Raw genomic sequence first — 14,218 nt, 5'->3', positions numbered from 1 at the left:
GCCATGCGCGTGTTCTGCCGCCAAGCGCTTCCCGTCAAACGAAAATATATCAATGCGTTAGCTGACGCCATCTTGGCACGGAATTCGCATGGTTAATACGCGAAACACACCCAAGGCGGAGAACCGCGCGCCATGCTGACCCGGATTTTGATTGCCACTGCCCTCTGTCTGGCGCTGCTTGCGCCGGCGCACGCCAATCCGCGTATCAAGGACATCGCCGATATCGAGGGCGTGCGTGACAACCAGCTGGTCGGATACGGGCTTGTGGTCGGTCTCGACGGCTCTGGCGACACGCTGCGCAATTCCGCCTTTACCCGCCAGTCGCTGAACTCGCTCATGGAGCGCTTCAACGTCAATATCCGCGATGCCGATTTGCGCACCGGCAATGTGGCTGCCGTGCTGGTGACAGCGCATCTGCCGCCGTTTGCCACGCAAGGCTCACGCATGGATGTCACCGTATCGGCCATGGGCGATGCCAGCAGCCTGCAAGGCGGCGTTCTCATTGCTACACCGCTCATGGGCGCCGACGGGCAGGTCTACGCCGTGGCGCAGGGCTCCATCGCGGTCGGCGGCTTTGCCGCTCAGGGCGCAGGCGCCAGCATCACGCGCGGTGTGCCGACCAATGGCCGCATCTCCAACGGCGCGATCATCGAACGCGAGCTGCGCTTTGACCTGGCCAGCCGCGACGAGATCCGGCTCGCCTTACGCAATCCGGACTTCACCACCGCGCGCCGCATGGCCGATGCCATCAACGCCTATATCGGCACCGGCACCGCCCATGCCAGCGATCCGGCCACGGTCGTGGTCAGCCGGCCCGCCAGCTTTGCCGGTGATATGGTCAGCCTTGTCGCCGATGTGGAGCAGCTTCGCGTTGCCGCCGACATGCGCGCCCGCGTGGTGATTGACGAAAGCACCGGCACCATCGTGATGGGCGAGAATGTACGCGTGTCCACCGTAGCCATCGCGCAGGGCAATCTCACCATCACGGTAAGCGAGACCCCGATTGCCAGCCAGCCCGGCGCCTTCTCCGAGGGCGAGACGGTTGTGCTGCCGCGGACGCAGGTCACCGCCGAGGAAGACTCCATGCAGCTCGGCGTACTTAACGGAACGGTGTCGTTGCGTGAGCTGGTCGACGGGCTCAACGCGCTGGGCGTCTCCCCGCGCGACATGATCACCATCCTTCAGACCATCAAGGCGGCAGGCGCGCTGCAGGCCGAGATCGAGGTGCTGTAATGGACAATCTTCTCGCCAGCCAGGTTCAGGGCGCGTTCCAGACGCGCGAACCCTCTCTGCCCGGCACCGGCGGCATCAGCAATGCCGAACTGGCCCGCCGCGTCGCCGAAGAGTTCGAGGCGGTCTTCCTTGCCCAGCTCGTGGAACAGATGATGGGCGAGAGCACACAGAGCGAAATGTTTGGCGGCGGTGCGGGCGAGAGCGCCTTCCGGGGCATGCTCAACGAGGAATATGCGAAGGTGATGGCGCGCGCAGGGGGCATTGGCCTCGCCGATGACCTTACCCGCGAAATTCTGCGCCTTCAGGAAGCAGGAGCCCGGTAATGAGCGAACTGGCCGCGAACACCCCCGCCGAACGCGCTGCGGCGCTGATCCGCCTGACGGCCCGGCTGACCGAGCTGTTTGAAACCGAGACCGCGCATTTCGAGGCGCGCCAGCCCCACAAGGCCTTCGACCTTCAGGACGAGAAGATGCAGCTGGCCAATATCTACCGGCGCGAAACCCAGCTGGCCGCTGGCGATCCGGAGCGTCTGGCGGGACTGGAACCGGCTCTGAAGGCTTCCTTGCGGTCAAACGTGGAGAAGCTGGAGGCTGCCGTGCAGCGAAATGGCTTCGTGGTCGAGGCGCTCAAAGACATCACCGAAGGCCTGGTCAAGTCCATCGCCGATGAGGCCGTCCGCCAGAAGTCGCAAAATGCCGGCTACGGCCCGCAATCAGCGCGGGCAAACCAGATCGGCGCCATAGCCGTCAATCAGAGCGCCTGAGCCCTACCCGCCCAGATGGGCGATGAAGGGGGCGCACAGCGCCAGCCCCATCAGCGTTTCAAACCCGATAGCGGCTGCGTTGTAGCGCGTGCGCGTGCCGTGATCGGCGTCGGCAGCCATCGAGATGGCCCGGCCCATCGCCATGCCCAGCCAGTAAAGCCCGACAGCGAAACTGGCCCCCATGACCGCGCCAGAACCAGCCTGAGCGCTCATCATCAAGGTGAGCAATACCGCGCCATGGGCCAGTACCAGCGCGCCGCCATAGCTGGAGCGGAACTCCGCCCAGCCTCCCTTCAGATCGGGTGCCGGGGCCAGACGCACTACGTTCGCGCCCCAGCGCGGCACGGCAAGGCTCATCAATCCCATCAGGGCGCCGATTGCAGAGGCAGTGGCGGCCAGCATCCAGGGCAAGGACAGATCGGGCATGGGTCATTCCCGGCTATGAAAGGGTGTTGTGGCCGTTATACGCGAAAGGCTGGCAAACGGATTTGTGAACGCCAAGCCGCACGGATCCGGCCCTCAGGGCACGACACCTAGTCTCTTGCGGACCTCGCCGCTGGGAAGGCCGGCAATACGCACCACCTTCGCCCGCGAGGTCTGCCCCGACACCAGTTCCAGCGCCGATTTCGGCAGGCTCAGACTCTTCGCCAGCAATTTAAGAACGGCCGTGTTGGCCGCGCCCTTGTCCGGCACGGCGCGCACGCGGACCTTCAGATGAGCCAGCCCGTCAGCGCCGGTTTCCACGCCTTCGACCGCATCCATTGAGGCCTTGGGTATAACACGAAGGCGAAGGATCGCTCCCTCGCCTTCGTCACTTATCCAGTCCGCGTTCAAGAGCCTCAGGCCGGACCGGGCTTCGGTTCGATTCCGCCCGGGGCCGCCACGTCGTCCTCGTCTTCATCGTCGATGACAGGCACGGCGCTATCGGGCGTGAACGGCCCCTCACCCTTGGCAGGAACATCGGTGTTGCGCACGGGCGGCTTGCCATTGAGCAGGTCGGTGATCTCTTCGCCAGAGAGGGTCTCGTACTCCAGCAGGCCCTGGGCGATGGCTTCCCAGTCCTTGTTGTAGTCCGTCAGGATGCGGCGCGCCTCAACAAGGCCGCCCTCGACAAGGCCTTTCACCTCACGCTCGATCTTGGCCGCCGTTTCGGCAGAGACCGTACGCGATTGCTGGACCAGTTGCTGGCCGAGGAAGACATCGCCCTGATTGTCGGCGTAGTCGATGGGTCCAAGCTCTTCGGAAAAGCCCCACTGGGTGACCATGGCGCGGGCAAGGCGTGTCGCCTGCTGGATGTCGCTGGCGGCACCGGAGGTCACGTTCTCCTTGCCGAACTTAAGCTCCTCGGCAACGCGCCCGCCCATCATGATGGCCAGCCGGCTGGTCATTTCCTGATGCGTCATGGACAGCTTGTCGCCCTCGGGCAGCTGCATGACCATGCCCAGAGCCCGCCCGCGCGGAATGATCGTCGCCTTGTGGACCGGATCAGCCGCCGGCACTTTCATCGCCACGATGGCGTGACCGGCCTCGTGATAGGCGGTCAGCGTCTTTTCCTTCTCGCCCATGACCATGGAGCGGCGCTCGGGGCCCATCATCACCTTGTCCTTGGCCTCTTCAAACTCGGCCATGGAGACGAGGCGGCGGTTGCGGCGCGCGGCCAGCAGGGCCGCCTCGTTGACGAGATTGGCAAGGTCAGCACCAGAGAAGCCCGGCGTGCCGCGTGCGATCACCTTGGGATCGACATCAGCGGCCAGCGGCACGTTGCGCATATGGACTTTGAGGATTTTCTCGCGGCCCGTGATGTCCGGGTTCGGCACCACGACCTGACGGTCAAACCGACCCGGGCGCAGCAGGGCAGGATCGAGCACGTCAGGGCGGTTGGTCGCCGCGATGAGGATGATGCCCTCATTGGCCTCAAACCCGTCCATCTCGACCAGAAGCTGGTTCAGCGTCTGCTCGCGCTCATCATTGCCGCCACCAAGGCCGGCGCCGCGCGAACGGCCCACCGCATCGATCTCGTCGATGAAGATGATGCAGGGGGCGTTCTTCTTGGCCTGCTCGAACATGTCACGCACGCGGCTCGCACCGACGCCGACGAACATCTCGACAAAGTCCGAACCGGAAATCGTGAAGAAGGGCACGCCCGCCTCACCGGCGACGGCGCGCGCGGTCAGCGTCTTGCCTGTACCCGGAGGGCCGATCAGCAACGCGCCTTTAGGGATCTTGCCGCCAAGGCGCTGGAATTTGGAGGGGTCTTTGAGGAACTCCACGATCTCGGAAAGTTCTTCCTTGGCCTCGTCAATGCCCGCCACATCATCAAACGTGACCCGGCCGGTTTTCTCGGTCAGCAGCTTGGCTTTGGACTTGCCAAAGCCCATCGCGCCTTTGCCCCCGCCCTGCATCTGGCGCATGAAGAAAATCCACACCCCGATCAGCAGCAGCATCGGGAACCAGCTCAGCAGGATTCCGAACAAATTCATGCCGCCATCGGCCGGCGCACGCGCGGTGATCTGGACATTATTGGCTCGCAGCGCATCGGTGACGCGCGCATCGGCCGGCACTTCGGTACGGAAAGCCTGACCGCCGCTCAGCTCGCCGGTGACTGACTGGCCTTCAATCGTCACCTCGCGGACGCGGCCCGCCTCCACATTGTCCATGAATTGCGTGTAGGTCATCTCGTTGGTCTGCGCGGCCGGGCGCGGACCCTGAAGGATGTTGAACAAGGCAGCCAGCAGAACCAGCAGGATTGCCCAGACCAGAATATTACGCAAATTCATTTACTTATCCTTCCGCCGGGCCCATGCGCCCGCCTCAAGTCCTGTCAGTCCCGGCCAGACACGCGGCAGCAGCCAGCGTGGGACGTCAACATCAATATTGGACGGCGCACACGATTTCGCCAGCCCTGCGCGTCCAGCTGCCGCACATCATACAGTGTTTTGACCTGCCGTGCCGTATGCGGACACACCCAGCAACGCGTCCAGCCGGTCTGCAATCAACGCGCCAGCTGCCCCCTCACCGGGCGGTGTGTCCAGTCCGGCAATCACGCTTTGGCCACCACCGCTGATAACCGTCAGAGATGGCCGCAAGCGGGCAGGCACATCGGGGACTGGCCGATTCTGCATCCGCAAGGGCTGCACGGTCAGAGGCACTGATCCGGCGCATACCAGCATCCGGCTATCAAACACGCCGCAATCGCCCGGTGCCAAATGCAGCGCGGCAGCACCGCCATGGCCGTCCGCCCGGCCTGCGGCGGCGCCGGGATCGCGCCCCATCACGCCCTCACGCGTCAACATGACCCCGCCAGCATTCAACGGGATGCCTGCCAGCAGGGCATCCAGCAGGGCGGAAACACTGTCCGGCCCCGGCAGGGCGCGTTCGCCGCTGACAGCCAGCATCAGCGCCTCGCACGCCCGCAAGCCCACCTCTCGCGATCCCCCGGCAAACTTCGCCGCATTCAACCGCACAGCGCCCCATGGGAGGATGTCAGCGCCCGCCCTGACCCGCAGATGCGCCAGCTGCCTCAGGCGGGCATCTGTGCGCAGCGCCGCCTCATTGAGCGCAAGCAGGCGCCTGCCCGCCGGACTTGCAGGCGGCGGCGCGGCGGACCGCACACGCACACGCTCAAAGGCGCGGTTGGTGTTGGAGGGATCCTCCACCCATGCCTGTCCCCGTGCGCTCAGCCATTGGCGCAAATCTTCGCGCGCCATCCGCACCAGCGGGCGGGCAAGGCTGACACCTCGCCCTTCGGGCCAGGCCGGACTGGCGCTCAGCTCACCCATAGCGGCAAGAGCGCGCCAGGCTGCCTCCTTGCGCGACAGGCGCATCAGCAGTGTTTCGATAACGTCGTCCGCCGTGTGGGCAAGGAACAGCCGGTTCGCGCCCAGACCCCGCGCGGCATCGGCCAGCAGGCCATGGCGCGCGCGCCGGGCCGCCGCCTGCCCCGGTGCCGGCGCGTCCCAGATCAGAATATGGGCTGTCGCGCCCAGCGCTTCGGCCCGCCGGGCGGTCAGCGCCGCTTCGCTGGCGCTTTCGGGCCGCAAGCGGTGGTCTACGGTCAAGGTATGAAAATCGCGGCCAGCCTGACGGGCCATATCTGCGATCAGGCAGGCGAGCGCCAGGGAATCGCCACCGCCGGAGAGCGCGAGCACCAGAGGCCCGGATGGGCACAGGCGCGCGACAGCGCGCGCGCCTGCAGCAAGGTCAGTGTCTAGCGGCACCCGGCACGGCTGCGCTCACGCTCGGCACGCTGGCGCGCCTCTGCGCTGGCATTGGGATATTCCTGCCCGAAGGAGCCGAGTACGTTGCACGCAGCGCCGCTCTGATCCATCGCATGAAGCGAGGCACCCAGGCGCACCAGCGCGTCCGGCCCGCGTTCACCGCGGCGGTCCGCACGCAAGGACGCCATATAGGCATCGGCAGCGTCCTGATAATTGCCTTGCGCAAAATGGGTTTCGCCAAGCCAGTACCAGGCCTGACCCGTCATCGGGTGACCGCCATGGGCTTCAACAAAACCGGCAAAACGCTCCTGCGCCCCGGCGAAGTCACCGTCCAGCAGGCGCGCACGCGCGCTGGCAAAAGCCTCGTCCGGGTCAGACGGGGCGGAGGCTCGTTCGCGGCTTGATTCGGCGGCACCGGAAGAAGCTTGTGCGGCGTCGGCGTCTGCCCGTGTGGCCGGCAGATTGCTGCCCTGAAGGCTGAGGGGCCGCGTGGCGGCGGCACGTGCATCCGCATGCGGATCGCCCGGCTCGGTAACGGCCAGCTCGCCTCCCTCACCCGCCAGCATACGCCGCATGGCGGTGTTGAGACGGTCAACTTCCTGACGCAGGCGCCGGTTTTCAAAGGTGAGCGTTTCCAGCTCACCTGTCAGGCTGCGCTGCTCACGCTCAAGCGCCTCAACGCGCATAAGCAGGCTCTCCGCTACCGGATCACCGGCCAGCGATTGTTGCTCCATTTCGTTCAGACGCGCCTCGATGGCATCCATGCGCATCGTCAGCGCCCGGCTGGACTGGGCATGGGCGGTCCCGGCAAGGAGACCGAAACCAATCAGGAGAGAAACGAGCCAGCGCATGCCATCACCTCTGAACAACAAAAAAATCCGGATAACCGGGATCGCGCGTTGGCCGCGCAGGGTCAAGTGGGCAGCGTGACGAATGCAAGGGGCGAAATTGCGGCACAGCCCATAAGCCCCCCCTGTCACTGGCCCGCTCAAGGCCCCGGTAGAAAACAAAAGGCTCGCCAGCACGACCGGGCCGGTCATGCTGGCGAGCCTTCAAGCTCCGCAGTAGCAACGGGCAAGCCGTTGACTAGGACACCGCGCCAGACGTTACGACAGTGATGCCGTTCCGGTTCTGGGCCCAGCACGACTCGGTCGACTGGGTGCAGGTCGGACGTTCTTTGCCGTAAGAGACGGTGGAGATGCGCGACGCATCAACACCCTGGCTGACCAGGAAGTCGCGTACCGAGTTGGCACGGCGGGCACCCAGTGCCAGGTTGTATTCGCGGGTACCGCGCTCGTCGGCATTGCCGGCGATCAGGATACGCGTACCCGGGTATTGGGCAAGCCAGGCAGCCTGACGGCGCAGGGTCTCGCGCGAGGCGTTATCCAGATCCGAACGATCGAGGCCGAAGAAAACACGGTCGCCCGCATTTTGTTCAAAGTCCGCGATCGAACCGGGCACCGGACCCGTGGTACGGGTGTCGGTGGTGGTGGTGCCTGTGCTGGTGTCCTGCACGACCGGAGTTTCATCCGGGCGGCTGGCGCAGGCGGTGACGAGAAGGCTGCACGCTGCCAGAGCAGCGAACGGAGCAAGTTTCATTGGAGCAATGTCCCTCAATAGTGTCCGTGCAGCACGCCTGCACGACCGAGTTCTCCATACACCACATTTGACGGTGAATCGATATGGATTTGCGAACTATTTTCCGTCGCTGTTTCAGTCCAGAAGTGGCGACCAGGCAGCGTCGGACGCGGCGCCTTGAGTCGGCAGGCGCCTCAGGTTGAACCCGCCCAGATCCACGCTCCAGACTGAATAGCGCGTGCCCGTCGCGGAGTAATCGCCGCGTGTAAACAGCAGCATGCGTCCGTTCGGGGACCAGGCGGGCGTATCTACAAAATACCCGTCATAGAGAATTCGTTCCTCGCCGGTGCCGTCAGCGCGCATCACGCCCAGCGAGAACATCGAGCCCTGCTGCTTGATGAAGGCAATCAGATCGCCGCGCGGCGACCAGACCGGGCTGGTGTACCGCCCTGGCCCGAAGCTGATCCGGCGCTGGTCCGTGCCGTCGGCATTCATCACATAGATCTGCGGCTGGCCGGAACGGTTGGAGGCAAAGGCGATCTGGCGGCCATCGGGCGAATAGGTCGGCTCGGTGTCGTCAGACGGATTGCTGGTCAGCTGACGCAGCGCGCGCGTGCGCAAATCGAACCCGTAAAGATCGTGGCGGCCGCGCCGCTCCACCGACATCACCAGCTCGCGGCCATTGGGGTGGAAACGCGCCGAGAGCGACTGGCCGCCGCCCGTGATAGCCGCATTGCTGCTGTCAAACAGCGCTTCCTGACGGCCGGTCTGCAGATCGTAGAGATAGCTGGTCGCCTGCAGGTCGCGGAAGGACACATAGGTGATCTGCTGGTTGGTCGGCGAATAGTTCGGCAGCAACGCCATGTAGGAGCGGTCGGTCAGGAAGGACGGGTTGGCTCCGTCCTGATCCATGATGACCAGACGGCGCGTGGGCTCGCCATTGGGGCCGTCACCTTCGGACACATAGACAATGCGGGTGTCAAAAAACCCGCTCTCCCCGGTCAGACGCTCATAGACGGCATCAGACACCTTGTGGGCCAGACGGCGCCAGTTCTCCGGCACCGATGTGAACTGCATGCCGAGGATCTGCTGCTCGGCAGCCGTATCCCACAGGCGGAAAGCGACCAGGAGCCGGCCCTGCTCGTCAATGCTGACCCGGCCCACCAGAAGGGCGGAGGCGTTGATGATGCGCCAGTCAGCAAAGCGGGGACGCAGATCGATATTGGTGATGTCCTCGATAAAGGCATTCTGGTCTACCGGGGCGAACAGGCCCGAATTGGCCAGATTGTTCGTCACCACTCGTGCGATATCCGCGCCCGTCTCGGCGCTTTGCGTATCCTGCGCGATGAAGTCGGTAATCGCGATCGGGAAAGGATCGACATTGCCGTCAGTGACGGTAACAACAAGCGGACTGCCCGACTGGGCAAGCGCAGGCGCCGCAAGCGCTGCAATCATGGCGAACATGGCGGCAAGGCGGGCCAGAAAACGCATCTGTTAGCTCCTGTCGTTCAGGCGGGTTGTATCACACTATCGATTTGACGGCTCGAAATTGACCGTAATGCGGCGCCATTGCTGATATTGGCCCGCAGGCATGGTGTAGGGCGCGCACTCGATCACGGCGCGCACCGCGCGCTCACCCGCAAGGCGCATATACGGATTGGGCGAGCCCAGCACGCGGTTGGCATCAACAAGACGCGGCGGCGCACTCAACGATCCGTCACGTTCCAGCTGCACTTCCACCGACACGCGCAAGGAGGCCGGGTCCGGCGCATCGGACGGCTCGCGCCAGCAACGCGAAGTCTGGCTGCGGAAAAGGTCCGCCATCGTCACCGTCATGGCCGTGCCCGCGCCTGCGCCCTGCCGGGTATCACCCTGCTCTGCAGGACGGTTCTGCGCGCTCTGCTGGCGCGAACGGTCGACCAGCGTGGAGAGCGCATCCAGATCCAGCCCCTGCTGCTGTTGCGGCTGGGGACGTGGCTGCGGGCGTTCCGGCTCACGCCGGGGTTCGGGTTGCGGCGGAACGGGATCAGGCTCGCGCTCGGGCTGCGGTTCGGGTTCCGGCTCGGGTTGCGGCTGTTCGGTCGGCGGCAGCGGAATGGGTTCAGGCTCGGAGACCTGCGGCTCGGGCTCTGGTTCCGGCGCTACCGGCTGCGGGCGCTCGATCACTTCAGGTTCAGGCTCTGGCACCGGATCGGGCGCGGCAGCGCGGATATTGGTGATGTCGGCCAGCGTCACCAGCTCGACCGGAACCAGCACGCTTTCACCGTCGAGCTGGCTGGCCGAGCGCGGGAAATAGATGAACGCACTCGCAAACAGCGAGAGGTGCAGCACCAGCGATAGGATGAAGCTGGCAAACGAGCGCATCGGGCTAAAAAGCGTTTCCCTGCTACTGGTTCAAAGGATCGGTAACAAGACCGATATTGGCATAGCCAGCCGAGGAGACGCGCGCCATGACGCGCATGACCTCGCCATAGCCCACCGCCTCATCGGCGCGGATATAGACGCGTGCCTCGGACCCGGTGCGCGAGATCGCCTCCAGACGCGGCACCAGCTCTTCAAAGCTGACGCGCGTTTCCTGCAGGAATATGCTGCCATCGGCTTGTATCGTTATGGTCAGCGGCTCTTCCGACGTGGTCATCGCCCGCGCTTCGGTGTCAGGCAGGTTCACGTCCACGCCCACGGTCAGCAGTGGCGCGGCGACCATGAACACGATCAGCAGCACCAGCATCACGTCCACATAGGGGACGATGTTGATCTCTGCCTTGGGCTTCCAGCGGCGGCCGGTCCTGCGGCCGCCCATGTCCACATTGCCGGCCATCTAACCCTCCCGGGCTGCAAGCGCGGAAAGATCGTCCACGAACCCTTCCAGGCGCACCGCATACTTGGCGAGCTGCGAGGAGAGCGCGTTGAAGAAGATCACCGCCGGAATGGCGGCCACCAGGCCCAGACCCGTCGCAAACAGCGCCTCGGCGATGCCGGGCGCCACGACGGCGAGATTGGTGTCGCGCGAGGCGGCGATGGAGCGGAAGGAGTTCATGATCCCCCAGACCGTGCCGAACAGTCCGATAAAGGGCGCCGAGGAGCCGACAATGGCGAGAATGCCGAGCCCCTGCTCCATGCGGGTCAGTTCCCGGTTGGCTTCCGCGCCGCCAGAGCGCGAGACGGAGAAGCTGTCCCAGTCACGCAGCGCAGCGGCCAGCACCCGGCTGAACGGGTCCTTGGGATTGCGCGCATAGCGGTTGGCGAGATCATCAATCGAGCCGCCAGCCCAGAAATCATCCTCGAACCGGGCGGCCTGGGCGGCTGCCTTGCGGAACTGCAGGAATTTCTCGATGGCCACGGCCCATGACCAGACGGACATGAACAGCAAGATACCCATCACCGCCTTCACGATGATGTCGGCGCGCATGAAAAGGTAGAAAATAGTCAGTTCCTGCGCTGGCTGGGTCAGTTCTACGGCTACGCTGTCCATGACGGCTCCCTCACACTCCCGGCAAACGGATGAGCGCGTTGCTTAGCGGCGAGCAGCACTCTCGCCAAGCCTGACACGCTCAAAACCCGCCCTCATCTGTTCCCGGCAGGCTTTCTCTGATCCGATTGGGGCGATTTGAAGGAAGAAGGGTTAAGGACGCGTTTGGATTTGCAGTGGATGGGGCTCCCCCCCCACCTTCCCCAAAGCCTCTTTAAGCCCCGCAGGCAGGCGCTTGGGGCGGCCTTTGAGGTCGATGCAGACCGCTTCCACTTCGGCGCTGGCGAGTAATACGCCTTCGCGCGTGATCACCTGTTCGATCTGCATGCGTACACCGGAGAGGCTGGCAAAGCGCGTCTCCACTTCAAGCGCGTCATCGATGCGGGCGGGGGCGTGATATTCCACCGTCACTTTCCGCACCGCAAAACCCAAAGGCGGATCGGCCTTTAGCAGGTCTGCATGGCTGATGCCCGCCGTACGAAGTGCGTCGGTGCGGCCGCGCTCGAAGAATTTGAGATAGTTCGCGTAGTAGACGATGCCGGTGAAGTCCGTGTCCTCGTAATAGACCCGCACGGGCAGATAATGCGCGCCGCCCTGCCAGCGTCCGGCTTCCGGCGCGCTCATTTATCGCCTCCAAACAGGTCCGGCGAGGAGCGCGGCGGCTCCAGCCCCATATGCGTCCAGGCGCGCGGGGCGGCAATGCGGCCCCTTGGTGTGCGCTGGATGAAGCCCTGCTGGATCAGGAAGGGTTCGACCACTTCTTCCAGCGCATCGCGCGCCTCGGCGCAGGCCGCCGCCAGTGTTTCCACGCCCGCAGGCCCGCCGGCAAACCCTTCGATGAGGACGCGTAAGTATCGACGGTCGAGGCTGTCGAGGCCCACCTCGTCCACCTCAAGGCGCTTCAGGGCGAGGTCGGCGACCTTGGCGGAGATGCTGGTCTCGCCATCGGCCTCGGCAAAGTCGCGCACCCGGCGCAGGAGGCGGCCCGCCACGCGCGGCGTGCCTCTCGCCCGCCTTGCGATTTCCCGCGCGCCGTCAGGCTCTATGGCCGCGCCGAGCTTTCCAGCGGCGCGGGTGACGATGCTGGTCAGTTCCTTTTCGCCATAAAATTCCAGCCGTACCGGCACGCCGAACCGGTCTCGCAAGGGCGTCGCCAGCAGTCCCGCCCGTGTTGTCGCACCGACAAGGGTAAAGGGCGGCAGATCAATGCGCACGGTGCGCGCGCTCGGCCCCTCCCCGATCACGAGGTCCAGCGCGAAATCCTCCATGGCGGGGTAGAGGATTTCCTCCACCACCGGCAGCAGGCGGTGGATTTCATCTATGAAAAGCACGTCGCGCTCTTCCAGATTGGTCAGGATCGCAGCGAGATCGCCCGCGCGGGCGATGACAGGGCCGGAAGTGGCGCGGAAATTGACGCCCAGCTCACGCGCGACGATCTGCGCCAGCGTGGTCTTGCCCAGCCCCGGCGGACCGGAGAGCAGCACGTGGTCGAGCGCCTCGCCCCGGCTGGCGGCAGCACTCACGAAGACCTTGAGATTATCGATGGCCGCGCGCTGGCCGACGAACTCGTCAAAGCTCAAGGGGCGCAGCGCCTTGTCGCGCCCGTCCCCCGGCGCGGGTTCGGTTGAGATGATGCGGTTTGCCTCGGTCATCGCAGACTTCTCCGCTTTTCTCTCGTCATGCCCGCGCAGGCGGGCATCCAGAGATCGTAGAGCGAAGTCCATGCAAACGGCTCTGGGTTCCCGCCTGCGCGGGAACGACGAAAAAGAATAACGCCCCTCACCGTGCCAGCTCCTTCAGGGCTGCGCGGATCAGCATGGTCTCGCCGGCTTCAGGGTTGGCGGTGATGGCGAGCGCGACCGCATGGCGCGCCTCGCTCTCGCCATAGCCCAGATTGGTAAGCGCGCTGATCGCCACCTCGCGGGCGTCGTCATTTTCGGTTTCGGGAGCGGCTACGGGCGCGCTGGAGGCCGCCGGAGTCTCACCCTCGGACAATGCCCCCACAAGGCTCTCAGCGCCCTTCTGGGAGCGCCGGCGCGCGGGCGGCGCCTTGCCCTTCAACTCGACCGCAATGCGCTCAGCGAGCTTTCTACCCACCCCCTTGGCGCGCTCGAACGCCGACGCATCGCCCAGCGCCGCCGCCGTCTCGATACCGGAGGCAGAAACCGCGTCCAGCAGCGCCAGAGCGTGCTTGGCGCCGACGCCCTGCACGCCTTGCAGGCGCACGAACCAGGCGCGTTCTGCCTCGGTCAGAAAGCCGAACAGGCGAAACGCGTCCTCGCGCACATAGGTCTCAATATGGAGCGTGATCCCGGTGCCGATCTCGAGGCGCGCGCGCGCGCGGGTGCCGAGCGAGACGAGATAGCCCACCCCGCCCACATCGATGACGGCATCCTCATCGCCCAGCGCCACCACCACACCTTTGAGCATCCCGATCATGCGCTGAGCCTTGTTTTGATGCCGCGATGATGCGCGTGACAGATCGCCACCGCCAGTGCGTCGGCAGCGTCCGCCGTGGCGCGGCTGCCGGGCAGGATGACGGCGATCATCGCGGCGACCTGCCCCTTCTCTGCCGCGCCGGTGCCGACAACAGACTTCTTCACCAGACGCGGCGCGTATTCGGCAACGCTAAGCCCCGCCCGCGCGGCAGGCAGGATGGCCGCGGCGCGCGCCTGACCCAGCTTGAGGGCTGTGCCCGCGTTCGCGCTGACGAACTGGTCTTCCACTGCCGCCTCATGGGGGGCGTACTGCGCCACCAGCGCCTCGACGGCGGCAAAGATGGCTTCGAGACGCTGCGGCAGGGGCGCTTTCACCGGCGCCTTGATGACGCCGTGGGCCACCAGAGACAGGCGCGTGCCGGTCTGGTCGATCACGCCCCATCCGGTGGCGGCAAGGCCCGGATCAATGCCAAGAATGCGAATCGTCTGGCTCATCGGGCGAGCATAGCGCTGCTTGGCG

The 14,218-nt window shown here is 65.0% G+C and carries 18 protein-coding genes; 4 read left to right on the top strand and 14 right to left on the bottom strand.

The features are described from left to right. Nucleotides 1–132 precede the first annotated feature (132 nt). From ACTIGC_RS04435 to ACTIGC_RS04425, 3 genes are read left to right on the top strand one after another with little or no spacing between them, the layout of a single operon-like run. A complete protein-coding gene (locus ACTIGC_RS04435; RefSeq protein WP_439633252.1) occupies nucleotides 133–1,233 on the top strand; it encodes a flagellar basal body P-ring protein FlgI in 1,101 nt (366 codons plus the stop codon). Beyond that, nucleotides 1,233–1,556 carry a rod-binding protein gene (locus ACTIGC_RS04430; protein ID WP_439633251.1) on the top strand — a complete coding sequence of 108 codons (324 nt, stop codon included), beginning with the start codon at nucleotides 1,233–1,235 and terminating at the stop codon, nucleotides 1,554–1,556. The genes ACTIGC_RS04435 and ACTIGC_RS04430 overlap by 1 nt, the downstream gene beginning before the upstream one ends. Then, nucleotides 1,556–1,996, top strand: coding sequence for a flagellar basal-body protein FlbY (locus tag ACTIGC_RS04425; protein WP_439633250.1), 441 nt, complete (start codon nucleotides 1,556–1,558; stop codon nucleotides 1,994–1,996). Before ACTIGC_RS04430 ends, ACTIGC_RS04425 begins: the two co-directional genes overlap by 1 nt. Before the next feature lie 3 nt (nucleotides 1,997–1,999). Here the strand turns inward: ACTIGC_RS04425 and ACTIGC_RS04420 are convergent, their stop codons facing one another. From ACTIGC_RS04420 to tilS, 4 genes are all read right to left on the bottom strand, one after another. Further along, the gene (locus tag ACTIGC_RS04420) at nucleotides 2,000–2,422 is read right to left on the bottom strand and encodes a hypothetical protein (RefSeq protein ID WP_439633249.1); all 423 of its coding nucleotides are present in this window, start codon (nucleotides 2,420–2,422) and stop codon (nucleotides 2,000–2,002) included. Between the two features lie 93 nt (nucleotides 2,423–2,515). Then, nucleotides 2,516–2,815, bottom strand: a complete 300-nt coding sequence (locus ACTIGC_RS04415; RefSeq protein WP_439633349.1) for a DUF167 family protein — start codon at nucleotides 2,813–2,815, stop codon at nucleotides 2,516–2,518. 20 nt (nucleotides 2,816–2,835) lie between these two features. Next, nucleotides 2,836–4,773: an ATP-dependent zinc metalloprotease FtsH gene (gene ftsH, locus ACTIGC_RS04410; protein ID WP_439633248.1), complete on the bottom strand. Its 1,938-nt coding sequence runs from the start codon at nucleotides 4,771–4,773 to the stop codon at nucleotides 2,836–2,838. A gap of 147 nt (nucleotides 4,774–4,920) precedes the next feature. Further along, complete coding sequence (gene tilS / locus ACTIGC_RS04405; protein ID WP_439633348.1) at nucleotides 4,921–6,087, bottom strand: tRNA lysidine(34) synthetase TilS; 1,167 nt, start codon at nucleotides 6,085–6,087, stop codon at nucleotides 4,921–4,923. Between tilS and ACTIGC_RS04400 the strand changes: the two genes are divergently transcribed. Next, entirely contained in the window at nucleotides 6,058–6,207 is a 150-nt protein-coding gene (locus ACTIGC_RS04400) for a hypothetical protein (RefSeq protein WP_439633350.1), read from the top strand. The genes tilS and ACTIGC_RS04400 overlap by 30 nt on opposite strands. On the opposite strand, the gene ACTIGC_RS04395 is transcribed toward ACTIGC_RS04400, so the two are convergent. The 10 genes from ACTIGC_RS04395 to ruvC form a co-directional block, all read right to left on the bottom strand. Beyond that, nucleotides 6,204–7,064, bottom strand: coding sequence for a tetratricopeptide repeat protein (locus ACTIGC_RS04395; protein WP_439633247.1), 861 nt, complete (start codon nucleotides 7,062–7,064; stop codon nucleotides 6,204–6,206). The genes ACTIGC_RS04400 and ACTIGC_RS04395 overlap by 4 nt on opposite strands. A 235-nt stretch (nucleotides 7,065–7,299) precedes the next feature. Continuing rightward, a complete protein-coding gene (gene pal, locus ACTIGC_RS04390; protein ID WP_439633246.1) occupies nucleotides 7,300–7,812 on the bottom strand; it encodes a peptidoglycan-associated lipoprotein Pal in 513 nt (170 codons plus the stop codon). Nucleotides 7,813–7,926: 114 nt separating this feature from the next. Next, nucleotides 7,927–9,282: a Tol-Pal system beta propeller repeat protein TolB gene (gene tolB / locus ACTIGC_RS04385; protein WP_439633245.1), complete on the bottom strand. Its 1,356-nt coding sequence runs from the start codon at nucleotides 9,280–9,282 to the stop codon at nucleotides 7,927–7,929. Between the two features lie 36 nt (nucleotides 9,283–9,318). Then, nucleotides 9,319–10,155, bottom strand: a complete 837-nt coding sequence (locus tag ACTIGC_RS04380) for a hypothetical protein (RefSeq protein WP_439633244.1) — start codon at nucleotides 10,153–10,155, stop codon at nucleotides 9,319–9,321. Between the two features lie 22 nt (nucleotides 10,156–10,177). After that, nucleotides 10,178–10,609, bottom strand: a complete 432-nt coding sequence (tolR, locus tag ACTIGC_RS04375; protein WP_439633243.1) for a protein TolR — start codon at nucleotides 10,607–10,609, stop codon at nucleotides 10,178–10,180. Further along, complete coding sequence (locus tag ACTIGC_RS04370) at nucleotides 10,610–11,263, bottom strand: MotA/TolQ/ExbB proton channel family protein (RefSeq protein ID WP_439633242.1); 654 nt, start codon at nucleotides 11,261–11,263, stop codon at nucleotides 10,610–10,612. A 150-nt stretch (nucleotides 11,264–11,413) separates the two neighbouring features. Then, nucleotides 11,414–11,884 carry a tol-pal system-associated acyl-CoA thioesterase gene (gene ybgC, locus ACTIGC_RS04365; RefSeq protein ID WP_439633241.1) on the bottom strand — a complete coding sequence of 157 codons (471 nt, stop codon included), beginning with the start codon at nucleotides 11,882–11,884 and terminating at the stop codon, nucleotides 11,414–11,416. After that, nucleotides 11,881–12,912 (bottom strand): Holliday junction branch migration DNA helicase RuvB, encoded by a 1,032-nt coding sequence (ruvB, locus tag ACTIGC_RS04360; RefSeq protein ID WP_439633240.1) that lies wholly within the window; start codon nucleotides 12,910–12,912, stop codon nucleotides 11,881–11,883. The genes ybgC and ruvB overlap by 4 nt, the downstream gene beginning before the upstream one ends. 127 nt (nucleotides 12,913–13,039) lie before the next feature. Then, nucleotides 13,040–13,699: a Holliday junction branch migration protein RuvA gene (gene ruvA, locus ACTIGC_RS04355; protein WP_439633239.1), complete on the bottom strand. Its 660-nt coding sequence runs from the start codon at nucleotides 13,697–13,699 to the stop codon at nucleotides 13,040–13,042. Beyond that, nucleotides 13,696–14,193, bottom strand: a complete 498-nt coding sequence (gene ruvC, locus ACTIGC_RS04350; RefSeq protein WP_439633347.1) for a crossover junction endodeoxyribonuclease RuvC — start codon at nucleotides 14,191–14,193, stop codon at nucleotides 13,696–13,698. Before ruvC ends, ruvA begins: the two co-directional genes overlap by 4 nt. Between the last annotated feature and the right edge of the window lie 25 nt (nucleotides 14,194–14,218).

Origin of the sequence: Glycocaulis sp. (assembly GCF_051859565.1) — a bacterium.
Lineage (GTDB): Bacteria > Pseudomonadota > Alphaproteobacteria > Caulobacterales > Maricaulaceae > Glycocaulis.
The sequence above is the reverse complement of the archived record's forward strand: the minus strand, read 5'-3'. Positions and strand labels throughout refer to the sequence as shown.